Origin of the sequence: Planosporangium mesophilum, assembly GCF_016863255.1 — a bacterium.
GTDB lineage: Bacteria > Actinomycetota > Actinomycetes > Mycobacteriales > Micromonosporaceae > Planosporangium > Planosporangium mesophilum.
Map to the genome: position 1 here is coordinate 25,466 of NZ_BOON01000023.1, position 23,087 is coordinate 48,552.

The 23,087-nt window shown below is 71.1% G+C and carries 23 protein-coding genes; 9 read left to right on the forward strand and 14 right to left on the reverse strand.

Features of this window, described 5'->3' with window-relative positions; all coding sequences use genetic code 11:
* Nucleotides 1-2 precede the first annotated feature (2 nt).
* Entirely contained in the window at nt 3-968 is a 966-nt protein-coding gene (locus tag Pme01_RS12660; protein WP_168115510.1) for a glutathione S-transferase family protein, read from the forward strand.
* A gap of 24 nt (nt 969-992) precedes the next feature.
* Here Pme01_RS12660 and Pme01_RS12665 read toward each other — a convergent pair whose 3' ends face one another.
* The 4 genes from Pme01_RS12665 to Pme01_RS12680 all read right to left on the reverse strand — a co-directional run bounded on the left by Pme01_RS12665 (nt 993) and on the right by Pme01_RS12680 (nt 7,038).
* On the reverse strand, nt 993-2,651 hold the full coding sequence (locus tag Pme01_RS12665) for a hypothetical protein (RefSeq protein WP_168115509.1): 1,659 nt from the start codon (nt 2,649-2,651) through the stop codon (nt 993-995).
* 106 nt (nt 2,652-2,757) lie between these two features.
* Complete coding sequence (locus Pme01_RS12670) at nt 2,758-4,395, reverse strand: methyl-accepting chemotaxis protein (RefSeq protein ID WP_168115508.1); 1,638 nt, start codon at nt 4,393-4,395, stop codon at nt 2,758-2,760.
* 195 nt (nt 4,396-4,590) lie between these two features.
* Nucleotides 4,591-5,355 carry a lytic polysaccharide monooxygenase gene (locus tag Pme01_RS12675; protein WP_168115507.1) on the reverse strand — a complete coding sequence of 255 codons (765 nt, stop codon included), beginning with the start codon at nt 5,353-5,355 and terminating at the stop codon, nt 4,591-4,593.
* Nucleotides 5,356-5,586: 231 nt separating this feature from the next.
* Nucleotides 5,587-7,038 (reverse strand): S8 family serine peptidase, encoded by a 1,452-nt coding sequence (locus tag Pme01_RS12680; protein WP_168115506.1) that lies wholly within the window; start codon nt 7,036-7,038, stop codon nt 5,587-5,589.
* 196 nt (nt 7,039-7,234) lie between these two features.
* Here Pme01_RS12680 and Pme01_RS12685 point away from each other — a divergent pair, with 196 nt between their 5' ends.
* Nucleotides 7,235-8,425 carry a winged helix DNA-binding domain-containing protein gene (locus Pme01_RS12685; protein WP_203935587.1) on the forward strand — a complete coding sequence of 397 codons (1,191 nt, stop codon included), beginning with the start codon at nt 7,235-7,237 and terminating at the stop codon, nt 8,423-8,425.
* Between the two features lie 206 nt (nt 8,426-8,631).
* On the forward strand, nt 8,632-10,221 hold the full coding sequence (locus tag Pme01_RS12690; RefSeq protein ID WP_168115504.1) for a hypothetical protein: 1,590 nt from the start codon (nt 8,632-8,634) through the stop codon (nt 10,219-10,221).
* Between the two features lie 49 nt (nt 10,222-10,270).
* Here the strand turns inward: Pme01_RS12690 and Pme01_RS12695 are convergent, their stop codons facing one another.
* Nucleotides 10,271-10,711, reverse strand: coding sequence for an NUDIX domain-containing protein (locus Pme01_RS12695; RefSeq protein ID WP_168115503.1), 441 nt, complete (start codon nt 10,709-10,711; stop codon nt 10,271-10,273).
* A 294-nt stretch (nt 10,712-11,005) separates the two neighbouring features.
* Between Pme01_RS12695 and Pme01_RS12700 the strand changes: the two genes are divergently transcribed.
* Nucleotides 11,006-11,572, forward strand: a complete 567-nt coding sequence (locus tag Pme01_RS12700; protein WP_168115502.1) for a hemerythrin domain-containing protein — start codon at nt 11,006-11,008, stop codon at nt 11,570-11,572.
* Nucleotides 11,573-11,611: 39 nt separating this feature from the next.
* Here Pme01_RS12700 and Pme01_RS12705 read toward each other — a convergent pair whose 3' ends face one another.
* Nucleotides 11,612-13,678, reverse strand: a complete 2,067-nt coding sequence (locus Pme01_RS12705) for a glycoside hydrolase family 55 protein (protein ID WP_203935588.1) — start codon at nt 13,676-13,678, stop codon at nt 11,612-11,614.
* A 281-nt stretch (nt 13,679-13,959) separates the two neighbouring features.
* On the opposite strand from Pme01_RS12705, the gene Pme01_RS12710 reads away from it, so the two are divergent.
* From Pme01_RS12710 to Pme01_RS12720, 3 genes are all read left to right on the forward strand, one after another.
* Nucleotides 13,960-16,074 (forward strand): sensor histidine kinase, encoded by a 2,115-nt coding sequence (locus Pme01_RS12710; protein ID WP_168115501.1) that lies wholly within the window; start codon nt 13,960-13,962, stop codon nt 16,072-16,074.
* Nucleotides 16,075-16,139: 65 nt separating this feature from the next.
* On the forward strand, nt 16,140-16,532 hold the full coding sequence (locus Pme01_RS12715) for a hypothetical protein (protein ID WP_205864106.1): 393 nt from the start codon (nt 16,140-16,142) through the stop codon (nt 16,530-16,532).
* A 6-nt stretch (nt 16,533-16,538) separates the two neighbouring features.
* Nucleotides 16,539-16,883, forward strand: coding sequence for a DUF3817 domain-containing protein (locus Pme01_RS12720; protein ID WP_168115499.1), 345 nt, complete (start codon nt 16,539-16,541; stop codon nt 16,881-16,883).
* Here Pme01_RS12720 and Pme01_RS12725 read toward each other — a convergent pair.
* A complete protein-coding gene (locus Pme01_RS12725; protein WP_168115498.1) occupies nt 16,858-17,250 on the reverse strand; it encodes an ATP-binding protein in 393 nt (130 codons plus the stop codon). The two genes, Pme01_RS12720 and Pme01_RS12725, sit on opposite strands and share 26 nt — an antisense overlap.
* 384 nt (nt 17,251-17,634) lie before the next feature.
* Here Pme01_RS12725 and Pme01_RS31465 point away from each other — a divergent pair, with 384 nt between their 5' ends.
* Nucleotides 17,635-17,769, forward strand: a complete 135-nt coding sequence (locus Pme01_RS31465) for a hypothetical protein (RefSeq protein ID WP_275408521.1) — start codon at nt 17,635-17,637, stop codon at nt 17,767-17,769.
* Nucleotides 17,770-17,874: 105 nt separating this feature from the next.
* On the opposite strand, the gene Pme01_RS12730 is transcribed toward Pme01_RS31465, so the two are convergent.
* From Pme01_RS12730 to Pme01_RS12755, 6 genes are all read right to left on the reverse strand, one after another.
* A complete protein-coding gene (locus tag Pme01_RS12730; RefSeq protein ID WP_168115497.1) occupies nt 17,875-18,351 on the reverse strand; it encodes a YybH family protein in 477 nt (158 codons plus the stop codon).
* 139 nt (nt 18,352-18,490) lie between these two features.
* Nucleotides 18,491-18,991 (reverse strand): metallophosphoesterase family protein, encoded by a 501-nt coding sequence (locus tag Pme01_RS12735; RefSeq protein WP_168115496.1) that lies wholly within the window; start codon nt 18,989-18,991, stop codon nt 18,491-18,493.
* A 16-nt stretch (nt 18,992-19,007) separates the two neighbouring features.
* The gene (locus Pme01_RS12740; protein ID WP_168115495.1) at nt 19,008-19,514 is read right to left on the reverse strand and encodes a hypothetical protein; all 507 of its coding nucleotides are present in this window, start codon (nt 19,512-19,514) and stop codon (nt 19,008-19,010) included.
* Between the two features lie 140 nt (nt 19,515-19,654).
* A complete protein-coding gene (locus Pme01_RS12745) occupies nt 19,655-20,035 on the reverse strand; it encodes an STAS domain-containing protein (RefSeq protein ID WP_168115494.1) in 381 nt (126 codons plus the stop codon).
* 129 nt (nt 20,036-20,164) lie between these two features.
* Nucleotides 20,165-20,890, reverse strand: a complete 726-nt coding sequence (locus Pme01_RS12750; RefSeq protein WP_168115493.1) for a GAF and ANTAR domain-containing protein — start codon at nt 20,888-20,890, stop codon at nt 20,165-20,167.
* A gap of 103 nt (nt 20,891-20,993) precedes the next feature.
* Nucleotides 20,994-21,758 carry an ATP-binding protein gene (locus tag Pme01_RS12755; protein WP_168115492.1) on the reverse strand — a complete coding sequence of 255 codons (765 nt, stop codon included), beginning with the start codon at nt 21,756-21,758 and terminating at the stop codon, nt 20,994-20,996.
* Nucleotides 21,759-21,885: 127 nt separating this feature from the next.
* Between Pme01_RS12755 and Pme01_RS12760 the strand changes: the two genes are divergently transcribed.
* On the forward strand, nt 21,886-22,176 hold the full coding sequence (locus Pme01_RS12760; RefSeq protein ID WP_168115491.1) for a hypothetical protein: 291 nt from the start codon (nt 21,886-21,888) through the stop codon (nt 22,174-22,176).
* A 23-nt stretch (nt 22,177-22,199) separates the two neighbouring features.
* Here the strand turns inward: Pme01_RS12760 and Pme01_RS12765 are convergent.
* On the reverse strand, nt 22,200-23,087 hold an 888-nt coding region (locus Pme01_RS12765), incomplete at its 5' end, for an SGNH hydrolase domain-containing protein (RefSeq protein ID WP_275408522.1).

Below are 23,087 nucleotides of genomic sequence, written 5' to 3' on the forward strand. Positions count from 1 at the left end.
GCATGTCGGTCGCGCAGTTCAGCCAGGAGACATCCGGCAAGGGTGAGTGGGTACGCCAGGCCAACCGGTTCACCGGTCGGGTGAGCGCCGCGTCGACGTCGGCGCCCGGCGAGGGCCCTGACGACCAGGGGCGCTGGCCGGTCGAGCCCAACCGGTACCGCTTGATCTGGTCGAAGGCCTGCCCGTGGGCGCACCGCGCGGTGATCGTGCGCCGCCTGCTCGGCCTCGACGACGTGATCTCGCTCGGTACCGTGGACCCGATCCGCGACGAGCGTGGCTGGCGCTTCACCCTCGACCCTGACGGGCGCGACCCGGTCCTCGGCGTCGAGTTCCTCGCCGACGTGTACCGCGCCACCGACCCCGACTACACCGGCCGGGTCACCGTGCCGGCCTTGATCGACACGCTCACCGGTCAGGTCGTCACCAACGACTACCCGCAGCTCACGCTCGACTTCTCGACCGAGTGGACGGCGTTCCACGGTGACGGCGCCCCGGACCTGTACCCCGAGGCGCAGCGGCCCGAGATGGACGAGCTGATGTCGGAGATCTACACCGACGTCAACAACGGCGTGTACAAGTGCGGCTTCGCCGTCTCGCAGGAGGCGTACGAGAGCGCGTACCGGGGGCTGTTCGCGCGGCTGGACGCCCTGTCGGACCGGCTGGCCAGGCGCCGCTTCCTGATGGGCGACGCGATCACCGAGGCGGACGTGCGGCTGTTCACCACGCTGGTGCGCTTCGACGCCGTCTACCACAATCACTTCAAGTGCAACCGCAACAAGCTCACCGAGATGCCGGTGCTGTGGACGTACGCCCGCCGCCTGTTCCAGACCCCGGGATTCGGCGAGACCGTCGACTTCGACCAGATCAAGCGGCACTACTACGGTACGCACGCGGTGATCAACCCGAGCGGGATCGTGCCCGCCGGCCCGGACCTGCGCGGCTGGGTCATGCCGCTGGGCGACCGCTGACGGTGTCTGTGTGACGCCCAGCGCTCACCAGGGCAGGTCCGGTCGGATGCTCGGCCGGTAGACGCGGTAACCGGCGGAGTCCTGAGCCATCGCCGGGATCCCCTGGCGGGCGAGTTCGCCCTCGAAGGCGCGCCGCACCGGTGAGTCGACGGGGAAGGCGTACGCGGGGTCGGCCGCGGCGTCGACCGCGCGCCGGTACGGCTCGTACCGGTCCTTGCCGCGGGCCAGGTCGTCGCGGACCACGGCGCAGACGATCCGCTCCCGGGTGAGGTAGGACAGCCGGTTGCACGTCGGGTAGTCGCTGTAGACCCGGTCGGCGTCCAGCCGCCCCAACGCTGTGATCAGGTCGCGGACCTGGCGGTCCGGCGCGGACGCCTGCGGTACGTTCCGCACCGCGACGACCGTCGCGATGAGCATCGTCGCGGCGAAGCAGGCGAGCACGGCTGTCGAGGCGACCGCGGCGGCTCGTCGGGTCGTCCCGCCTGTCCCGCCGTCCGGCCGCAGCCGGCGCGCTGCCGCCCACAGCGGCCACAGGACGGCGGGCAGCGAAACCGGTAACGCGTGCAGGTAGCGGGCGTTCGACATGGGGTCGATGCCGGCGGTCGCGCTGCGCACGTACAGGAAGAGGCCGAGCGCGGCGGCGACGACCAGGGCGAGCCGGCCCGCGTGCCGGACCCGCTCGGTCGGCTCGTCCGCTCGCGTGGTGGCCCTTAGGCCCGCGACCGCGAGCGCTGCCGCGAGCGCCAACAGCGCCAGGTACACCGGAGCCCAGGACAACTGCCAGGGCACGCACCGGTCCGGACGGCACAGCCCGGTACTGAACGGAATCCCGACCAGGACCCCGCCGTACAGCCGGTCGGTCAGGCTGACCGGCGCGATTCCCTGGCTGAGCGCGACCACCTGGGTCAGCACGTTCTGGCCGGGTGCGGCGTGAAGCAGATGCGCGATCATCGGCGCGGCGCCGATTGCGGCGCCCGCAGCCAGCATCGCGCCCGCCCGGCCGAGCAGCTCCCTCCTGCTCGTCCAGATCAGCAGCGCGGCGCCGGCCGCCAGGTACGGCAGCGGCAGCCAGTTGTCCCACAGTACGAACCCGACGGTCAGGCCCCAGGCGCCGAACATCAGCGGGCGTCGCCATCCCCGTTCCGGACTTCTGTTCGCCAGCTCCACCGGGATCAGGACCAGCAGGGCGGCGGCGGCGCTCAGCTCGGGGTACCCGCCGGAGGCGCGCAACTGCATCGACACGATGTGGTCGGAACCCAGCGCCATCAGCCCGACGACCGCTACTGCGAACCAGCGGGTGCACAGGCGCGCGGTCAGCCGGTACATCAGCCATCCGAACGCCACGTACAGCGCCAGCACCATCGGTAGGCGCAGCGCGAGCACCGACGGGCCGAACAGTCCGACGACCGGAGCCGCGAGGTACGCCTCGAACGCGCCCATGTAGTCGTCGCCGTAGAAGTACGACGGGAAGTGGCGCCCCTCGGCGATGTGCAGCGCCATCAACCCGGTCGTCGACTCGTCGCCGTCGGTGTTGGGCACGTTCAACAGGATCAGTACCAGGCGATAGACCACCCCGAGCGCCAGCAGCGCGGCAGCGACGGCCGACGGCCTCCACCGCCCCCGGCGTGGCACGGGCGTGGGGGAGAGCGGCGGGCGGACCGGACGCTCGACCGTGTAGGTCACGGTGGCAGTATCTCAAGTGGACATCGATGGGTGTGCCCCGCTCCGGCGCCGAATCACCGGAGCGGGTTGCCCAATGTGTACAGAGCCGGCGGCTGGAGCCGGTGGCTCACACCCGGAACTGGGTGACGATCTGCTGCAGCTCGGTCGACATCTGAGCCAGGTCGGCGGCGGCCCGGTTCGCCTCGGCGACGCCGGTGCTGGTCGACTGCGCGGCGGCGGCGACGCCGGTGATGTTCTGCGCGATGTCGGTGGAGCCGCTGGCCGCCTCCGCCACGTTGCGCCCGATCTCACCGGCCGTCGCGGTCTGCTCCTCCACCGCGGAGGCGATCGTCTCGGAGTACCCGTGGATCTTCTCGATGACCTCGGCGATCTGTCGGATCGTCTCGACCGCGGCGTCGCTGTCGGTCTGGATCGCCTGGATCCGATCTGAGATGTCCTCGGTCGCCTTCGCGGTGGCCTGGGCGAGGTCCTTGACCTCGCTGGCGACGACGGCGAAGCCCTTGCCAGCCTCGCCGGCGCGGGCCGCCTCGATGGTGGCGTTCAGCGCCAGCAGGTTGGTCTGCTCGGCGATCGAGGTGATCAGCTTGACCACGTTGCCGATCTCGGTGCTGGACTCACCGAGCTTGGTGACGGTCTCGTTGGCCTGCTCGGCCACCTTGACCGCGCCCTGCGCCACCTGGGCGGCGTCGGTGGCGTTGGCGGAGATCTCCCGGATCGAGGCGTTCATCTCCTCGGCGCCGGTCGACACCGTCTCCACGTTGCGCGAGACCTGCTCCGCGGCGGCCGAGACGTTGTCGGCCTTCGAGCTGGCCTCCTCGGCGCTGCCGGCGATCTGGTGGCTCACCGCCGACAGTTCCTGGGCGGCGCCGGCCAGGGTCTCGCTGCTGGCACCGATGGTCGCGACGGTCTCGCGCAGCCGCGCGGTGGCGGTGTCGAGGCCGTTGGCCATCTGGCCGATCTCGTCACGGCCCGTCAACCCGGCGGTACGGGTCAGGTCGCCGACGGCGAGCCCCGCGGCCACGTCCGACACCCGGCGCAGCGAGACGACGATGGCGCGCGCCACCAGCAGTCCGAACGACGCGGCGATGGTCATGGCGAGGAGCTGTAGGCCGAGCGTGGTGTTGCGGGCGTGGATGTACGTCGCGTGCGCCTGGTCGGCCCGGTGCTTGTTCTCCTTCTGCTCCGTGGCGACGAGCTCCTGGACGATCCCCTCGGCCCTGTTCCCCGTCGGGGCGAGGAGCGTGTCACGTACCCGCTCGGCGCCGTCGAGGTCGTCGGTCCTGCTCGTGTCCATGAACTGCTGCCGGCCGCGCTGGTAGTCCGCCCAGACGGCGCGTAGCTCGTCGACTTTCCGCGGCTCGACCGACTCCTTCTGGTAAGCGGCGAGCTGGGCGGAGAACCGCGCGTCGTGGTCCTTGATGGCCTGCTCGTACCTGGCCACGTTGGCCGCACTCTGCGAGACCGAGTAGTTGAGCACGTCGGTACGGGTCTGGCGCATGGTGAGCGACAGTTCCTCGAGGTTTTGCAGCCGGAGGGTGCCCGAGACGTACAGGTTGCGCGCCGCGTCGTCGAGCGCCGACATCTTGCTCACCGCGTACAGACACACAGCGTCGGCCGAGAGCGCGAGAAACATGATCACGAGCATGATCTTCGTGAGCATCCGCCGGTTCGCCAGCCAGCGATTGAAGCCGCCGAGAAGCGACGTGCTCGGTGTCGAAGCGCCACCCTTGTCCGATACAGACATCGGTATCCCCGTTTGCTCAACAACTCCCGCGTATCGGCCGGTCGGCTCGCCAACGCCTGTCCAGGCTCAGATCGGAGACTCGGGTCGTACGTTGAGAAATTGGGAGAGGTTGAATGGTGGCGATTTTCACTGGCTGGCTACCCGTCGGCTACCCGGTCGCTCCGGGTCGACCGATTTGTCGGATCTTCTGCCTTGTCACACCTTCTGCCAGAGGGCCGGCGTGTTCGGCGGCTCCCAGCCGGTCTGCGCGGTGTGCGCCTGCCGGCACTGGTACGTCGCGCCGCCGTACGTCACCCGGTCGCCGACCTTGTACGCGGTGCCCGCCGACCAGGTGCCGCTCGCCGGCGGCGCGGTCGTGGGTGTCGGGGTCGGGCGTGGCGTGCTGGGCGGCGTGGCCGTCGGGGTGGGCGTGGGGTTGCCCCCTCCGCCGCCTCCGCCGCCGATCTGGAGGTCCACGCAGGAGTAGAAGGCGTTCGTGGTGTCGGCGATGTTCCACACCGCCAGGACCAGCTGACGCCCGGTCCGGCCGCCCAGGTTGACGCTATGGGAGACGTTGGCCCCCGGCTGCCGGCCGCCGTCGTCGAACACCGCGATCCGGCTACCGCCGATGAAGTACTCCCAGGTACTGGTGGCGTGGCGGGCCGTCAGCACCCAGTTGAACGTCACCGTGCTGCCGACGGACGTGGCCGGCCAACCCTTGTTCGGGTCGTCGAGCTGAGCGAAACGGCTGTTGCCGCCGCTGCAACTGCGTAGCCCCTTGGGCCCCTCGACGCTCTGCGGTTCGTACACGATGTCGCCGCAGTTGGCGACGCGTCCCTGGGCGCACATCGCCTGCCGGCTCGGCGGTGAGGACACGTACCCGTGTGCCGAAGCGGGCGAGGCCACCATGAGCGAGGCGGCAATGAAGGACACGGTCATCGAGACCAGCGCCATCAGCGGTATGCCGAACTTTCTTCGCATCGGACTGCTCCTTATGCGTGGGGCGGGTGCGGTCACGCTATAAGAAGGCTTGTTTATAGTAAATAAACTTTATCGAAATTTGCTGATGGAGAAACGGCGGGGACCGATCGCTTGGCCGGTAGGTCGTTACTGGTCACGTCGCCGGATGACGGGCCTGAAGCCGTCCGGTGATGGCGCCCGGCGCCGTCGAAAGCTCCGACGGCGCCGGGCGGCGGTGGGTTCGCGGAGTTCTTACCTGGCGCCGAAGAACCACGCCGCGGAGGCCGCGTCGACCAGGCCGGCGCCCTTGTCGGGCGCCATGGTGTACGAGCCGACCGTCGCGTACGGTGCGCCGTTGCTGAACTTGTACGCCGTCGACTTCAGCGCGTTCTCGATCTGCGCCGGGGTCGCGTTCGGTGCGACCTGGAACAGCTGGGCGACGATGCCGACGATGTGCGGCGTCGCCATCGAGGTACCGCTGATCGTGTTGAACGTGCCGATGTCCAGTAGCCCCGGGCCGTTCTGGGGAGCCAGGCCCGTGGTGCAGACCACCAGGTACAGCCGGCAGGACGAGGTGATGTTCGATCCGGGAGCGGAGATGTCCGGGTAGGTGTCCGGGTGGCCGGCCCAGCCTCGGCTGGAGAAGTCGGACACGGTGCCGTTGCGGGTACCGGTGCCCTGGTCGTCGTACGAGGCGACCATGATGATGCCGCCGGTCGGGTCCTGGCCCGGCGGGTTGGTGGCGGTGTTGTCCGGTCCGTCGTTACCGGCGGCCCAGACGGTGACCACGCCCTCGGCGGCCAAGGCACGCTGGAACTTCACGGTCGCGGAGTTCGGGTCGAACGGGCCGCCGCCGGACGGACCGTACGAGTTGTTGGTGACCTTGATCGGCGGGCAGCCGGCGCACGGGTTCGCGTGGTGCTCCAGTACCCAGTTCAGCGCGGCGTCGGAGCCGAAGATGCTCAGGCCCGCGCCGACCGACAGGCCGATCAGGGTGGCGCCCGGCGCCGCGCCGTGCAGCTTCGTACCGTCGGAGAGTTGGGTGTCGCGCCCGGCGACGATGCCGGCGACGTGCGTACCGTGCCCGCCCGCCGACAGCGTGTCGGTGTCGTTGACCGCGGTCGTGTCGACGAAGCAGGTGTCGTTGGGGACCGGTAGCGCCACGCCCAGGTCGGTGAGCGGGCCGCAGATGTTCTTCAGGTTGAGCTTGACCGCGCTGGAGCCGTCGGCGTTCTTGAAGAACGGGTGGGTGCCGTCGATGCCGGTGTCGATGACCGCGGCCGAGACGCCGCGTCCGTCGACCGGGCGGCCCTGCGCGTCGTGCAGTTGGGCCCGGGTCTGTTCGCCCCGGGTGGCGACGTTCGAGGTGGACAGGTACGGCTTGATCGCCTGGTCCCCTTCGACGTACGTCACGCCGCTGTGTGCCCGGACCGCCGCGATCTGGCTGGCGTTGCCGCGCGCCACCGCGACACCGATCTTGTTCCAGCTGGTGACGAGCGTCAGGCCGGAATCGGTGACCGCCCGCCGGGTGGCGGCGATGTCGGTGCCGTGGACGAAGACCGGGACGCTTCCGGTGAGGTTGCTCAACTGCCGGGACAGCGAGGCGGACACCGGCGCGAGCACACCGTCCGCCTGTGCAGGCGCGGGCATCAACGCGATGCCGGCCAGGAATGCGCTGAGCAGTACGGGGGTGGTTCGGCGCATAGGGGGGTCCTCTCGTGCGGGCAGACGCCGACTGCCGCGGCCGGTGATGACGGGAGCCGCGACTGGTTACCAAACGGTAGCCGCAGGGCAGCCGTCGATGTCAATGCATGAGATCGTTTCGATTTGTCGACACCCGATGTCGGGGGTCGATGGTACGAAGGTCGATGGCGGGAAGGTCGAGGGCAGGAAGGCTGCTGTGAGGCACATCGGGATCGAGGAGCGGCGGGCTCGGCTCGGTGTCCGCCACCGGCTGGCCGCGGCGGCGAGGGCGGCGACCCCTGCCGACGCCGCCCGCAGCGTGGTGGCGCTGCACGCCACCGATCCGGCGTCGGTGTTTCTTTCGGTACAGGCCCGCACCGTCGCGGCCGCCGCTGACGACGTCGATGTCGACGTAGAGGCGATCGAGCGCGCGCTGTACGACGAGCGGACCCTGAGCCGGATGCTCGGCATGCGCCGGACGATGTTCGTCGTGCCGACCGAGTTGGCACCGGTGATCCAGGCCGCCTGTACCAGCGCGATCGCGGCGGTGCAGCGGCGCAGGTACACGCAGTTCATCTCGGACGCCGGCCTGGGCGACGGCGCCTGGCTGGCCGACGTCGAGTCCTCGACCGCGCGGGCGCTCGCGGCCCGTGGCGAGGCGACCGCGGCGCAGCTGTCCATGGACGAGCCTCGCCTGCGCAGCCAGGTGCTGATGGCCGCCGGTAAGCCGTACGAGAGCAGAACGAACATCACCACCTGGGTGTTGTTTCTGCTCGCCGCCGACGGCCGGATCGTGCGTGGCCGGCCGAGCGGGTCGTGGACGAGCACGCAGTGGCGCTGGTCGCCGGTCGAGGAGTGGCTGCCGGGCGGGATGGTCGAGGTGCCGGTCGAGGAGGCCCGGGTGGAGTTGGTGCGCCGCTGGCTCGCGGCGTTCGGCCCCGGTACCGTCGCCGACCTGCGCTGGTGGACCGGGTGGACCGCAGCACATGTCAAGCGGGCCGTTGCCGCGGCCGGCGCGGTGGAGGTCGAGCTCGACGGTACGACCGGGCTGGTGCTGCCCGACGACCTGGAGCCGGTGGCGTCGCCGGAGCCCTGGGTGGCGCTGCTTCCGGCACTCGACCCGACGGCGATGGGCTGGCAGGAGCGGTCGTGGTACCTCGGCGCGCACGCCCCGGTGCTCTTCGACCGGTCGGGCAACATCGGGCCGACCGTGTGGAGCGACGGCCGGATCATCGGGGGCTGGGCCCAGCGGGCGGACGGTGAGGTGGTGTACCGGCTGCTCGAGGACGTCGGCGGCGACACGGTCGCGGCGGTGGAGGCGGCCGGCGCCCGGCTCACCAAGTGGATCGGCGACGTCCGGGTGATTCCGCGCTTCCGTACGCCGCTGGAGCGTGAACTGAGCGCCTGAGCCGGAGACCGCAGATGTCGGCGCTGATGATTTCGAAGTGTCCGCATCGACGGATTGAGAAAATAGACCTTGGTCACTTGTCGCGGGTGGCATGCATCGCGTTTTGTAGATATCGCGATTTGTAGATGCAGCCAGCGATGCGGCACCAGCGATGCGGCACCAGCGATGCGGCAGCCAGCGATCGGCGGACCGAGGGGCGGCATGCGATGTCGGAACCGGGCGGCTTACCTGGTCAGGAGTGGGAAACCCGCGTCACCGACCGTACCGAGCGGGCCCGGTTACTGGCGGCGTCGGGCCGTCCGGCCGCGGCGCTGATCCTGCAGGAGGAGGCGCTGGCGATCGTCCGGGACCTCGCCGCCGAGTACCCGGACGACCTGCGCGTCACGCGGATGCTCGCGGACGCCCTGTACGCGACGGGGTCCAGCCTGACCGCGATCGGCCGCCCGGACGTCGCGGTGGCGGTGCTGGACGAGGGTGCGCGGACGTACCAGGAGCTCGGCCGGCGGGGCGCGACGGTGCGGCGGCCGCTCGCCGACGTACACGCGGCCAAGGGCGCGGCGGAGCTGGCCCGCGGCCACGGCGCCTCCGCCGTCCTGGAGCTGGACTCGGCCGTCAACACGTACCTCGCCCTGCGGGCACTCACCGATGACAACCCCGCCGACGACAATGACGGCGACACGGACCCGCTCGACCTGGCCCGGGTCCTCGCGCTCAACGCGTCCGCCCTGCGGGCCCACGGTGACCCGGATCTCGCGGTGGCGTCGGCCGGAGCCGCACTCCGGCTGTACGCCTCGCACGCCCCGGCCTCTCCCGCGCACACCACGTACCTGCTTCTCGCGGCCAGCACCGCCTCGGATCTCCACGGCGCGCACGGCCGGCTGGAGAGCGCGCTGGAAGCCGACGACGTCGCGGTGCGGGCCGCCCGTGCGGCGGCGGAGGCGGGTGGGCGGCTCGGTCGGACGGCGGGTACCGGGGCTGCCGGTGACAGGGCTGCCGGTGACAGGGCTGCCGGTGACGGGGCTGCCGGTGACGGGGCTGCCGGCGATGACGGGGCTGCCGATGACCCGGTCGACCGCGACCGGGTCACGCGTGAGCTGGCCACCGCGCTGACCCGCAAGGGGGTACACCTGCGCGCGGTCGGGCGGGGCGCGGAGGGCGACTCCTTCGTGGCGCAGGGCCGGGCGGCCGACGCCGCGGCGTCGGACCTCGTGACACAGGAGTGGGAGGCCGGTACCCGTCCGGTGACGCTGGCCGGGTCGCTCGAGACGGCGGTCCGCGTACTGGGGCCGGGGCGGGTACCCGACACACTGGTGGAATCCCTGGTCGGGAGCGCCGCCAGCCGCGAGCTGCTGGCGCCGTCGGGGCGGTGCGGCCCGCAGGGGTCGCCCGGGTACGCGGCCACGCTCGCCGACATCGCGAACCAACTCCTGCCCGTGGCGCCGGCCGAGGGGGTGCGGATCGGGCTGGAGGCGCACTACCTGTTCGCGGTCGCCTCCCGAGCGCAGACCATGCCGATGCGCCACGCGTACGCGGAGTTCGGCTTCCGCTGGGCGCTGGTGCTGCTCGCCTGTTCCCGGCACTACGCCGCCGACGACCTGCCGATGGCGCTGGACCTCGCGGGCTGGGCCGACGTAGCCGCGATGGGCCTGGTGCCCTTCCTGGCCGGCTCACCGGGCATGACCGCGCTGGTTCGGGAGTGCCTGGTCCACCATGCCGACCTGTACGCCCGCAACGGCGAGACGGAGGCCGGCGCGGAGGTGCTCAGGGTGGTGCGCAGCCTCGACGAGTACGCCTGAATCCACGGGGTCACCGGCAATCCACGGGGGTCACCGGCGCGGAGCGCCGTCAGAGGAGCAGGGAGCGGTACTCGCCGGAGGCGAGGAACGCCGGCAGCACCTCGTCGACCCGGCTGGCCAACGGCAGCCGGATCGCCTCCTCCGGGGCGAAGAACCGCAGCGCCGCGCCCTCGCCGAGCACCACGTCACCCTGGTGGGCGGAGGTTGCGCCGCAGAAGACGTGCCAGTCGATGCGCGTACCCGGAGCCAGCCGAGCCGGGAAGGTGTCGTGCCGGAAGAGCGTGAGCTCGCCGTGGACCCGCAGGCCGGTCTCCTCGAGCAGTTCGCGCCGGGCCGCGACGGCCGGGTCCTCGCCCGGCTCCACGTGTCCGCCGGGCAGGCTCCAGCGGTCAGGGTCCATCCGCGCGTCGGGCTCGCGCAGTTGCAGCAGGACCGCGCCATCCGGGTTGACCAGGAGGACGCTGGCCAGGCGCAGGACTGCGGGAGACATGTGATCACTCTAGGGGGCGCGCGCACGGCCGAGCCGCAAATGCGTCGGGTAGTCAACGCGCGTCGGGGGTACATGGACCTCGATGACACCCGGTACCCCGATGAGCACAGCGACACCACGTTCGCTGGGGAGACCGCCGACGGGCCCGAACACGCCCGCGAGCCCGACCAGCCCAAGGGCCGCGACGCCTGGGCCAGCCACCCGCGGCCGCCGGGTCGACGAGGTGGGTCGGCGAGGCGGTTAAGGGCGGCGACTGCCGGGTAGCAGCGCTAACCCAGTCACCGGGAGGGCGCTGTGAGTACGTCACCGGAGCGCGGCGAGGACCTCGTCGATGTTCTCGTCCATGACCACCGCGAGATCGAGGAGATGTTCGCGGAGCTGGAGCCCGGCGACGCCGGCCTAGTGGAGCGTCGCCGGCTGACGAACGCCGTCGTGGCCGAACTGGTACGCCACTCCGTCGCGGAGGAGCAGTACCTGTACCCGGTGGTCCGCAGGGCGCTGCCGGCCGGCGACCGGATCGCCGAGCACGAGATGCACGACCACGCCGACGCCGAGCGGGACATGAAAAAGCTGGAGAACCTGGACCCGGCGACCGATCCGGATTTCGAGCTGGTGCTCACGAAGTTGATGGCCGAGACGCGCCAGCACTTCCTCGAGGAGGAGGTGGACCTCTTCCCCCGACTGCGCGCCGTGGTCGAGCCGGACGAGCTGCGCGAGCTGGCCCGCAAGGCGCAGCTGATCAAGAAGATCGCCCCGACCCGGCCGCACCCGGCGGCGCCGGACAGCCCGGCGGTGAGCAGGCTGCTCGTCCCGGCTCTCGGCCTCGTCGACCGGATCCGGGACGCCCTCAGGAAGCCGTGACCGGCGGGCCCGGACGGACAGATCAGGCGGCGTGCGAGATCAGCCGGTGTACAGGGGCACCGTCCGTCCGTCGCCGCGCCAGTACGCCTGCTGCCTCGGCAGGTCCTTGGTCACCTCGCCGCGCCGCTGGCGGGTCAGGATCCGGTATCCACCGTTGCCCGGCCCCATCGTCGTGAACGCCAGCGACATCGAACCGTCGACGCATTCGAAGGCGATGTCGTTCGCGCTCGCCGACGACTCGTACACCGCGCCGCCGAGCACCTCGGTACGGCCACCGCGCTCGGTCCGCATGACGGGCCCGTCCCGCTCGGTCTCCAGACCGAGCACCCATACCGTCGCCCCGGCGTTGACCAGCAACGGGGACTGGTCGTCGCCGGTGCCACGGTCGAGGTGGTTGAACTGGCGCGCCCACACCTGCTGCGGCTGGTCGAACTGCCAACCGGCGGCGGAGACGTTCTCGAGGTACAGCGGGCCGACGCCGGCCTGGGCCTGGTAGCTGGCCTTGGCGACGCCGCAGCAGTCCACGTCCTTGAGGACCAGCGGGCGGGTGGTGCGCTGCGCGAACCCGATCAGCCCGGCGGTCTTCGGCGATCCGGTCGTGGCCGTGCCGCCCTGGGGCGCCTTGGCGATCCTCAGCCCCCAGACCGTCACGTCGCGGGCGGTGCCCTCCTCGACCTGGATGACGGCGGCCGGCGCGGCGGCGTCCCCGAACGCCGCTCCGCCCGGGGTCAGCGTCGAGCCGAAGCCGGCGAGCTGCCGTACCGCGCCCTTGACGTGCAGCGTCTTGGAGATCACGTACCGGCCGGTGGGCAGGTAGACCACCGGCTTGCCGGAGTCGAGCGCCTTCTGGATCGCCGCGGTGTCGTCCTCGGCGTCGTCGGGCTTGGCGCCGTACGTGGCGACGCTGACCCAGTCCGTCGGCTGGGCCGCGACGAAGTCCGGGGTCTCCCGTACCGGTAGGTCGGCGGCGAGGCTCTGGGTCTCTGGGAACGGTGCGACCGCGGTCTTCGACGAGTACTGCGCCAGGTCGTTACCGCTGATGATCCTTCCGCCCTGGGTGAGCGCGGACCGGTACCCGGCGGTGCTGATCCGGCGGGCCATCAGCTCGCCGTAGTTCTGGATCGCGCTGAAGTCGGCGGTGCCACCGGTGAGCTTCGCGTCGACCAGGGAGATGAAGCCGCCACGCTCCCCGCTGCGGATCGCCGGTACGGTGTTGGCGCTGGTGAGGTCGCGGACGGCAAGGACGTTGCCGCTGTTGTCGAGTCCAGCGATCTTCTGCCCGGACAGGTTCAGGTGCTCCAGCGTCAGCCCGTACTGCCCCTGCGCCACCCGGACGCCGTAGTCGAAGCCCTTCACCGCCAGCCGGGAGATCAGGGCGGGACCGGGCAGGCCGCGCGTGATCGACAGGCCGGTGGCTCCCTGGCCGGTGATGGTGAGCCGGCGGATCGACGCGACGCTGCTGCCGGTGTAGTCGATGCCGGTGGCGCCCCGGTTGGCGCCGGTGTCGACGGTGAAGTTCTCCAGTTGGTTGCCGTACCCGCTGGCGTCGCCGCTACGGCCGGCCCCGTTGATGCTGGCGGCGCCCGCCCGCAGGACCGGGCGCGGGTTCCAGCGGTCGCCGTAGCCGGCGGCGCGGTCCTTCAGCTTGATGACCGTGCCGTTGCGCTCCTCGCCGACCAGCCGCAGGCCGGACTGCCAGCGCCCGGCCTTGTCCCGGGCCTCCAGCGGCTTGCTGACCAGGTACGTGCCGGCGGGCAGGTAGATGGTGCGGCCGGCGTTCTCGGTGATCGCCCTCTGGAGGGCTGCGGTGTCGTCGCTGCTGCCGTCGCCCTTGGCCTGGTAGGCGGCCTTGACGTCGACCACCGCGTCGGACGGGAACCGCAACCGGGGGCTGTCCAGCGCCGGGTCGCCGGCCGGCGTCGCGTTCGGCGCCGGGTCGGGGGCAGCGGGGGCCTTGGCCACGGGCGCCGGAGGCTGCGCCGCCGCGTGGGTGACGGGCCGCACCCCGACGCCGGCGGTGCATGCCACGGCCAACCCGCCGACCAGACTCAGCATGGTCAGGGCTGCCGTTGCCACCGTCTCGGACGACGGTCGTCTCTTGGTCATACGCTCCCTCGGGCGAACCGCTGGCAGGCCGCATCACCCTACTCAACCGTCGATGGAATTGGCACATTCGTGGCCAGACCAAGTTCCCCATCTCACGCCGCGTTACACGAAAATCCGGAAATATCGTGAACAGCGACGGTCGTACATGGTCGATAGAAGCAGGGCCGATAGAGGCAGGGCCGATAGAGCCGAGGCGAGCCATCTTTCCCTCAGGCGCCGCCGCGGCCCGCCGATGCTCCAGAACAGGGCGTCGCCGACGTTCAAGGCGGGGGAGTGGCGGAGTGAGCGGGTCCAGCGGGTATCAGCGGTCCTCCGACCGCGATGCCGCGCTGGTCAGGCTCATGCAGGAGGTGACCAGGGCGGCCAACGCGACCGACAGCGTGGTCGACGCGGGCCGCGTCGCTCTCGCCGCGGTGTGCCGGTTGACCGGCTGGCCCCTGGGACACCTGCTGGTACCCGCCGACGACGGTACCGACGACTACGTCAGCAGCGGGGTGTGGCACCCGGACCCGGCCCACGGGTTCGCCGAGCTGCGCGAGGTGAGCGCGGCCGTCCGCTTCCCGAGCGGCGGCGGCATGGTGGGCAGGGTGCGCGTCACGGGGGTACCGGCCTGGATCTACGACATCGGTACCGATCCGCTCTTCATCCGCAACCGCTTCGGACGCCCGCTCGAGGCCGTGTCGGCGTTCGCCTTCCCGGTGCTGTCGGCGCGGGGCGTCGCGGCGGTGCTGGAGTTCTTCTCGCCGGTGCCGGTCGGGCCCGACGAGCGGCTGCTCGAGGTGGTCGCCGACGTCGGTACCCAGCTCGGCCGGGTGATCGACCGGCTGGACGCGCGGCTGGAGCTGGAGGCCAGCAAGCGGCGCCTGGAACAGATCATCGAGACCTCCGCCGAAGCGTTCGTCGGCATGGACGAAGCGGGTCTGATCACCGACTGGAACGCCGCGGCCGAGCGCATGTTCGGTATCGAACGGGCCGATGCGATCAGGCGCTCGCTCGCCGAGACCGTCGTGCCGCCGCGCTACCGGGATGCGCATCGTCACGGCGTGGAGCGCTTCCTCGCCACCGGCGAGCGGCGGGTGCTCGGCCAGCGCGTCGAGATCAGCGCCTGGCACCGCGGCGACGAGCGGGAGTTCCCGGTGGAGATGGCGACCTGGGCCACCCGGGACGGGGACCGCTGGACGTTCTCGGCGTTCCTGCACGACATCAGCGAGCGGCGGCGCGCCGAGGGCGAGCGTGAGCGCCTCCTCGTCGAGCAGAAAATGCTGCTCGACTCCTCGTCACAGGGGATCTTCCGGCTCGACCGCAACGGCTACTGCACGTACGCCAACCCGGCCGCCGCGCAGCTGCTCGGCTGGCGCGCCGACGAGCTGATCGGCCTGGACATGCACGCGCTGACCCACCACCACCGCGCGGACGGCCGGCCGTACCCCTGGTTCGAGTGCCCGGTCGGGGAGGTCCTGCGCGGCGGGCAGGCGGTGCGGGTCGACAAGGACCTGATGTGGCGCCGCGACGGCACGTCGTTCCCGACCGAGTACTCCTGCGCCCCCATCATCGGCGCCGCCGGGACCGAGGGCGTCGTGGTCCTCTTCACCGACATCAGCGAGCGGCGGGCCGCCGAGCGGTCGCTGCGCCTGGCGTACGAGCACGAGCGGGTGGCGCTGGCCAAGCTCAAGGAGCTGGACGACGCCAAGACCAACTTTCTCGCCACCGTGTCGCACGAACTACGTACCCCGCTGACCAGCCTCGCGGGCTTCCTCGAACTGCTGATCGAGGGCGACGTCGGCGAGGTGTCCGCTCCCCAGCATCGGGTGTTGGAGACCATGTCGCGCAGCGCCGACCGGCTGCGCGCCCTGATCGAGGATCTCCTCACCGTCTCGAACGTGGAGGCCCGCCCGCTGGTCCTCCGGCCGAGGGAGACCGATCTGGCCGAGCTGCTCGCCGAGGCGGCGGCGCTGGTCGCCGAGGCGGCCCAGCGGCGCGACCACGAGCTGCGGGTACGGGTGGAGCCGTCGATCGGCCCGGTACGGGCGGACCCGGCGCAGCTCCGGAGAGTCCTGACGAGCTTGATCGACAACGCCGTCAAGTGCACGCCGGACGGCGGGGTGATCGAGATCAGGGCTGATGCCGCCGACGGCCACGTCGAGATCTCGGTCTCCGACAACGGCATCGGCATCGACCCGGACGAGGTGCCCCGGCTGTTCACGCGCTTCTTCCGGACCAGCGCGGCGACCCAGCTCGCGATTCAGGGCGCCGGACTGAGCCTCGCCATCGCCCGGCAGATCATCGACGGGCACGGCGGTCACATCGACGTACGGACGGCGCCCGGCGAGGGAGCCACGTTCACGGTGTCGCTGCCGGCCGAGGTCACCGTCACTCCGCTCCGGGACACGGCCTGAGGGGCGGTACGCTCGCAGGCGTGGCCCGGTTCCTGACACCCTCCTGGCTGGTGCGCCACGCGCTCATGCTGGTGCTGGTCAGTGTGTGCCTCGCAGCCGGCTGGTGGCAGATCGACCGGGCCCGTGGCGGCAATACGCTCAGCTTCGGGTACGCGCTGGAGTGGCCACTGTTCGCGGCGTTCATCGTCTTCGTCTGGTACAAGGAAGTCCGTGCTGAGCTGCGCAAAGGCGAGCCCGAGCCGGACCCTGAGCCGACCGAGGCGGTCCCGGCGGACCTCGCCGCGCTGCCCGGTTACATCCCGTTCGACGCCACAGTGCCGGCCCGGGCCACCCCGGCGCGGCCGCAGCTGGGGGCCGACGACGGCGACCCGGACCTGGTGGCGTACAACCGGTACCTTGAATGGCTGGCCGCCAACCCGGGCCGCCGGCCCAGCGAGTACCCCCGATCGGAAGGATGACCTTCAGTGGAGTCCGCCCTCAAGCGCTTCCGCGTGGCCGCGTACGTCGTCGGGGTCTTCCTGTTGATCCTCACGCTCGTGGCGATGCCCATGAAGTACCTAGGTGACGACAAGACGCTGATCGCCATCGTCGGACCGATCCACGGCTTCCTGTACATGGTCTATCTGGTCGTCGCGTTCCACCTCGCGGCGCTGGCCCGCTGGCCCTTCAAGTACACGCTGGGTGTGCTGCTCGCGGGGACGATCCCGTTCCTGTCGTTCGTCGCGGAGCGCAAGGTGACGCACCGCGTGCAGGCCGCCCAGGCGGCCGCCGGGGCGGAGCCGGTCAGGTCGTCGTCAGCCGCCCGATGAGCGACTGAGGCTCCCACGCCAGCTTCTTCTCGAAGTGCATGATCGTGCCCTGCTTGGGGTGGTGGTCCAGCCGCACGTTCTCGGTCAGCATGCGGATCAGGTGCAGGCCGCGGCCCTCTTCGGCGTTGGGGTGCGGCATCGACGCCTGTAGCGACTCCTCGTCGTAGCCCCGGCCGCTGTCCACCACGTCGATGCCGCAGACGGCGCCCTCGATCGAGATGGTCACCTCGTACTCGTCGGAGTAGGCCGCGTGCTGCACCACGTTCGCGCAGGCCTCCGTCAGGGCCAGCTCGACGTCGTACCGGACCTCCTCGACCACGCCCAGAGCGCTCAGCGCCGACCGTACGACCTGGCGACTGATCGACACGCTCGACGTCTCCCGAGGTAGGCGAAGCTGGACTCTTACCTGCACCTTGTGCCCCTCACGTTCAGCCGCGGCCGTCGGTGGGAACCGGCGGCGCGTGACAGTAGAGGTTAGTTGCGGCCACGCTATCCCGCTACACCTGGTGATGCCCGACGGCCGTCCGCGGCAAACCGAGGAGGGCAAGATCGCGGGTACGCGCCGGAACGGCGGAGGGTCAGCGGAGCCGACCGAAACACTGAGGGTCAGCGGTAGCGGACCGAAACCTTAAGCTTCGGCGCACCTCGTCCGATCGGTATGGTGCCGGACCCCACCACCCGACGGACCGCTCGCCGCCGGGATGGGGTCCGGCCCGCGTAACGGCGCAATGTCTCCAGGAAGGGCCCGACGATGGCGCAACTATGGCTCGACCTGGCTCCGACGCTGGTCGGTGGTCTGGGCGGCGTCCTCGGCGTCCACCTGGCCGAGGCCTACCTCATCGGACCCCGGGGCATCATCCGCCGGCTGTTCCGGCGCGGCTCCTAGTTACGGCAGAGCGTCCGGTAACGGCAGAGCGTCCGGTAACGGCAGAGCGTCCGGTAACGGCAGAGCGTCCGGTAACGGCAGAGCGTCGCCCACGGTGCCGAGTTGCTACAGCAGCGAGTCGGACGGGGCGAGCTCGTCCATCTCGCGGCCACCGGCAAAGGCCTCCTCGCCCACCGTGCCGCCCTCGTCGGAGTCGTAGTCCATAGCGATCCGCCAGACACCGTTCCGCTTGCGGCAGACGGTGTGGAACCTCCCGTACCAGAGCCGCTCGTCGGTGTCCGGGTAGGTCAGTGCGAGCCGGTACACACCCCGCTCGGACGAGGCCTCGTCGCCGGTGTGCCGCTCGGAGAACCGGAACCGGATGTCGAGGGCGCCCTCCTGCACCGCGACCCACTGGAACCACTCGCGAAGGCGCTCCGCGTACTCCTCGAAGCCGCCGACCCAGCCGCCGTTGCCCTCCACCCGGATCACGTCGGGGGAGTGCAGCGCGATGAAGGCTTCCGCGTCACAGGACGCGTACGCGGCGGAGAACGGGATCCAGACGTCACGATTGAGCTCGGTGAGCAGGTCCGCATTCGCCAACCGGATCGCCCCTCCTTGTGCCACAAGGCCCTCGGTGCCATAAAGACACTCGGTGCCACACCGACACTCGCGGCCGTACGTTAACACCGTGCGGTGAGGACTGTTAAGAGCCAGTGGTACCGGTTCGTGACGGGGAGCGTCACCCCCGCGGCAGTGGGTGCAGCGTCACGTCCAGCAGTTCGCCGTCGCGGATCTCGGCAGTCAGGTACGTGGCGACCGGCTGGCGGCGCCGGTCCGTGGGGGAGCCGGGGTTGAGCAGGCGCAGACCCCCCGGTGCGACGCTGTCCCAGGGGATGTGGCTGTGGCCGAAGACCAGGACGTCGGTATCGGGGAAGCGCTCGGCGCACCGGCGCTCCCGGCCGAGGGCCGGCCCGGTCTCGTGGACCACGGCCAGCCGCAGCCCGGCCAGCCCGACCCGCGCCACCTCGGGCAGCCGGGCGCGCAGCGGTGGGCCGTCGTTGTTGCCGTACACGCCGACGACCCGGGCGGCGCGCTCCTCCAACCGGTCGAGCAGCGCGACGTCGACCCAGTCGCCGGCGTGTACCACCACGTCGGCGGCGTCGATCGCGTGCCAGAGTGGCTCGGGCAGGTCACGGGCCCGCTTCGGTACGTGGGTGTCGGCGGTGAACAGGACCTTCACAGCACCGGATCCTTGCTCAATACTGCTCCCGGACGGCCCGCCAGCGCGGGCCCATCCGGGCGCCGAGATCGGCGAGGAAGGCCGGCGACAGCGACGGCCAGTTGTTGAACCGGACCGCGAGCTCGCCCACCAGGTACCCGTCCGGCCACTCGCCCAGCGGGCGCACCGCCGCGCAGCCGCCGCAGGTCACCCGCGGCTCGGTACCGTCCAGCCACGGCCGGATCAGGCCCTCCAGGGTCGCCTCGGCCAGTTCGTACCCGCAGTCCGGGCAGGCGGGGGCCTCGTGCGGTGACGTGTCGCGGTAGAGCTCGCGCTCGACGAGGATGTCGACGCCGTTGTTGGCGAGGGTGTAATCGGTGTCGCTGAAGCCGGGCGCGGCGTCCGACGCCCGCGGGCCGGGCAGGTACCCGCTGGGCTGCCAGGTGCTGCCCCGCAGCGGGTTGGACACGACCACCCCGGAGTCGAGGAGCCACCGGATGACGGCGTCGGCCCGATCGGCGGCCTCCAGGGGGCCGATCGACATCTCAACGACCGTGACGCACTCGTCACCCACGGTGCACCAGCCTAGGGGGCCGGCCGGCCCTGAGCGACCCCTCGGCCAACACGACCTCCCTGATCGTCGGTTCAACCCCCCGATCAGGGGGCTGTCACGGCTCCGCTCGGTCAGAGGCCGACGACCACCAGTCCATCCGCGTCGGCCCGGCGCGCGGCGTCGACGCTGCTGTAGACCGGGAACGTGTCGAGCAGCCCGACGATCGCCAGTACCCGGGAGATGTTCCGGTTGGGCGAGGCCAGCCGCAGGTAGCCCCCCTCGTGGAGACAATCGGTATTGGCCCGGACGAGGGTGCCGATGCCCGTCGAGTCACAGAAGATCAGGCCGGCGAGGTCCACGACGAGACGGTTGTGCCCGGTGTCGAGGAGGACGCCGAGGCGCCGCTCCAGTTCGCCGGCCGAAGCGATGTCCAGCTCGCCGGTGAGCGTGACGACCGTCGCGTCCGTACCCACGGGAACGGTCTCTCCGATGGTCTCGATGCCCAGATCCATTGCTCGCCCCTTCCGACGGGTGGCGTGAGCATACGTGCCGGCGGACCGGCACGTACGGCACGACCGTGGGCCAGTGAGACGGATGTTCAAGGAGGTGGATCGCTCTCCGGGTCGGGTCATCGAGCGGGTCTAGGCGGATCGGTTTCCGATCGCGGCGACCAGTCGGTCGGCCACCTCGTGCAGCGGGGCGTGCAGGTTGTTCGACGCCTGTCGCAGCACCTCGAGAGCATCCTCGGCGGGGCAGCCCCGCTGCGCCATCACGATGCCGATCGCCCGGTTGACGCTTTCCCCGCTGGACAGTGCCTCGGAGAGGTCGGCGGCCAGACCCGCGCGGCGGCCCCGGTCGAGCACCGCCGCGAGCAGCAACCCGGCGTGCTCGGCGACCAGCATCACCGCGAGTTGGACGTCCGGGGTGAAGGCGTGCGGCCGGCCGACGTACAGGTTCAGCGCCCCGATCACGTGGTCGTCGATGTCGAGCGGCATCGACAGTACGCCGGCGATGGCGTCGTCCACCGCGGCCTCGCGCCACTGCGGCCACCGGGGGTCGTTCGCCAGGTCGTCGGCGACGACCATCTCCCGGGTACGGATGGCGGTCAGTGCCGGGCCGTCGCCGACCTTGTACTGGATGTCGTCCACCCGGGCGGTCAGCGGGCTCGACGTGGCCTGCGTCGTCGGCGCCCCCGCCCGGATCAGGGTGATCCCGCACCAGGACTCGCCCGACACCGCCTGCGCGGTCGTGGCCACCAGGAACTCCAGCGCCTCGTCAAGGTCGTCGCTGGTGATGAGGCCGGCGGTCAGTTCCCTGAGCAGCGAGGCGATCTCGACCACGTGGAGCTGACCGTTTCCGTTACCCATCCCTATGTCTCCCCTCGGGGCGCCGGTACGCCGGCGCTCTGCCTACCCCACGGGGCTGTCGAAAACACGTGGCCCAGAACACGTAGCGGACAGCCGTAACCATTCACGTACGCACCGCGACCTTCGCCCACACCACCTTTCCGGCGCGCATGCACGTCATGCCCCAGTCCTCGCTCAGCGCGTCCACCATGAGCAGGCCCCGGCCGTTCTCGTCGGCCGGCGTGCTGGCCCGCGGCCGTGGCAGTGAGGGGTTCTCGTCTCCCACCGAGATCTGCAGGCACCCGTGGTGCAGCGACACGGTGAGCGTCACCTCACCGCCGCCGTGCCGGACCGCGTTGGCGACCAGCTCGGTGGTGACCAGCTCCGCGGGTTCGATCAGTTCCGGTACCGACCACGAGCGGCAGACCTGGCCGAGCAGCCGCCGGGCCGCCGGCGCGGCCACCGGGGAGGCGGGCAGCGCCTCGCGCAGCCGGTACCGGGGTGCGTCGGGGTCGGCCCCGTCCCGCGCGGCGGCCACCGACGGGTACGACGCGAGGTCCGCGCCGTGCCGGCGCACGGACGCGACCAGGGCGGCGGAGGCGCCGGCGAAGACGAGCGTGCTGCCGGGCCAGACGCAGGTCTGGCAGCACAGCACGGCGAAGTCCGGCAGGCACTCGTCGTCCGCCACGGCCAGGCCGGCCACGTCGAGGACGATCACGTCCGGCTCGGCCGCCAGGCAGTCCCGCACTCCGGCCCGCAGGTCGGGTAGGCCGCCGAGATCCAGCCGCCCGCTGACGTGAACCACCGCGACCGGGAAATCGGACTCGACGGTGCAGGTGAGTGGGCGGCCGAGGGGTGAACTCTCCAGCTCCCCGGTCCATCGGTCCATGCCCACGTACTACCCGAGGGCGGGAGATCCAATCGCCACCGTCGGTAATACCACACCACCGGGTACGGCCGTTTCGCTCCTAGCCGGGTGGGTAGACAGATACGCAGCGTTATGGAAGGAGCGTTCGATGAGCGCACCTCGCGATGACAACGTGAGCGCACCGCGCGACGAGTCCGGTGTATGGCGGGACGACCGGCGGCTGCCGCTGGCCGAACTGCACAAGGCGATCGCGGTCTTCTCGTTCGACGGCCACATCGACGACCCGACCGGTGGGGACGCGGCCTCGGAGGAGAAGTTCGGCGACGAGGAGCGGCTGGCCCAGTTCGACAAGTTGGCCCCCGACCACGATCCCGATCCCGACACCGAGGTCGGGCGCCGGTTGCGCCCGTCGTTCGAGGGCCACTCCGGTCCCGGCTGAGCCGTCGCCGACCGTACGGCGTCTCACCGCGGCCCCGGGCCCTGCCGCGGCTCGCCGGTCGCCAGCCGGTTGAGCCGGGGCAGCAGCCACGGGGCGATCACCTGTCGGACGCCCTCCGGGGTGAAGTGCAGACCGTCGCTGCGTACCCGTAAGCCGCCGACCGACCACGCGAAGGCACCGTCCGGGCACACCACCCGGTTGAGGTCGAGGACCGTCGGGTGGGCCGCGTCGGCGACCGCCTCCCGGGCCAGCAGCCGGTTCCAGGCGTCCACCCGCTCCGGGGTGTCCTCCGGGTACAGGGTCCCGTCGGGCCGCTCGTCCCGGTGCGTGTACGGCGCGGTCAGCAGCGCCACCCGGGCACCCCTGGCCGCCACGACGGAGATCGCGAGTCTCAGCTCGCCGGTCACGTACGCGTCGTAGTCCGGATCGCTCAGGTGCTGGTAGCGGCCGTTGATCCGGCGATCCATCAGCTCCCACCGGTCGAGCAGGATGACGGCGACGTCCGGGTCGTCGGTGTCCACGTCCCGGCGCCACCGGTCGTCCCAGTGGTCGCAGCCGGGGTAGTTGGTGTGTGGTGAGTCCAGGTACCGAACGTCTGGCAGTCGGGCGATCCCGCAGCCCTGCACCCCCCGGTTGGTGACGCCCAGGCCGCCGCGCACCGGCAGGAGGTACTCGCCGAGCGACCAGGCCACGGAGTCGCCGAAGACCGCGATCCGGGGTTCGTCGCCGGGGAGCCGCCCCGGCCGCGAGATCGGCGGCGGACCCGTTGTCGGTGGGTTCGCGGGCTGCGCCGGGTTGCTGGGCTGCGCCGTGGCGACCCAGACGGGGGTCGGCGCGGGGACCGCACCCGCGACCACCACCACGCCGACGGTCATCGCCGCCGCGCTCAGCCCGGCCGCCGCGGCGACCGG

Excerpts from the sequence above, each read along its gene's own strand:
- Pme01_RS12680 (WP_168115506.1), bottom strand. The coding sequence starts at position 7,038 with ATGCGCCGAACCACCCCCGTACTGCTCAGCGCATTCCTGGCCGGCATC.
- Pme01_RS12715 (WP_205864106.1), top strand. The coding sequence starts at position 16,140 with ATGCTGGTGCTGGTCAGTGTGTGCCTCGCAGCCGGCTGGTGGCAGATC.
- Pme01_RS12760 (WP_168115491.1), top strand. The coding sequence starts at position 21,886 with ATGAGCGCACCTCGCGATGACAACGTGAGCGCACCGCGCGACGAGTCC.
- Pme01_RS12675 (WP_168115507.1), bottom strand. The coding sequence starts at position 5,355 with ATGCGAAGAAAGTTCGGCATACCGCTGATGGCGCTGGTCTCGATGACC.
- Pme01_RS12740 (WP_168115495.1), bottom strand. The coding sequence starts at position 19,514 with ATGTCGATCGGCCCCCTGGAGGCCGCCGATCGGGCCGACGCCGTCATC.
- Pme01_RS12695 (WP_168115503.1), bottom strand. The coding sequence starts at position 10,711 with ATGTCTCCCGCAGTCCTGCGCCTGGCCAGCGTCCTCCTGGTCAACCCG.
- Pme01_RS12690 (WP_168115504.1), top strand. The coding sequence starts at position 8,632 with ATGTCGGAACCGGGCGGCTTACCTGGTCAGGAGTGGGAAACCCGCGTC.
- Pme01_RS12750 (WP_168115493.1), bottom strand. The coding sequence starts at position 20,890 with ATGGGTAACGGAAACGGTCAGCTCCACGTGGTCGAGATCGCCTCGCTG.
- Pme01_RS12755 (WP_168115492.1), bottom strand. The coding sequence starts at position 21,758 with ATGGACCGATGGACCGGGGAGCTGGAGAGTTCACCCCTCGGCCGCCCA.
- Pme01_RS12745 (WP_168115494.1), bottom strand. The coding sequence starts at position 20,035 with ATGGATCTGGGCATCGAGACCATCGGAGAGACCGTTCCCGTGGGTACG.
- Pme01_RS12660 (WP_168115510.1), top strand. The coding sequence starts at position 3 with ATGTCGGTCGCGCAGTTCAGCCAGGAGACATCCGGCAAGGGTGAGTGG.
- Pme01_RS31465 (WP_275408521.1), top strand. The coding sequence starts at position 17,635 with ATGGCGCAACTATGGCTCGACCTGGCTCCGACGCTGGTCGGTGGTCTG.
- Pme01_RS12670 (WP_168115508.1), bottom strand. The coding sequence starts at position 4,395 with ATGTCTGTATCGGACAAGGGTGGCGCTTCGACACCGAGCACGTCGCTT.
- Pme01_RS12705 (WP_203935588.1), bottom strand. The coding sequence starts at position 13,678 with ATGACCAAGAGACGACCGTCGTCCGAGACGGTGGCAACGGCAGCCCTG.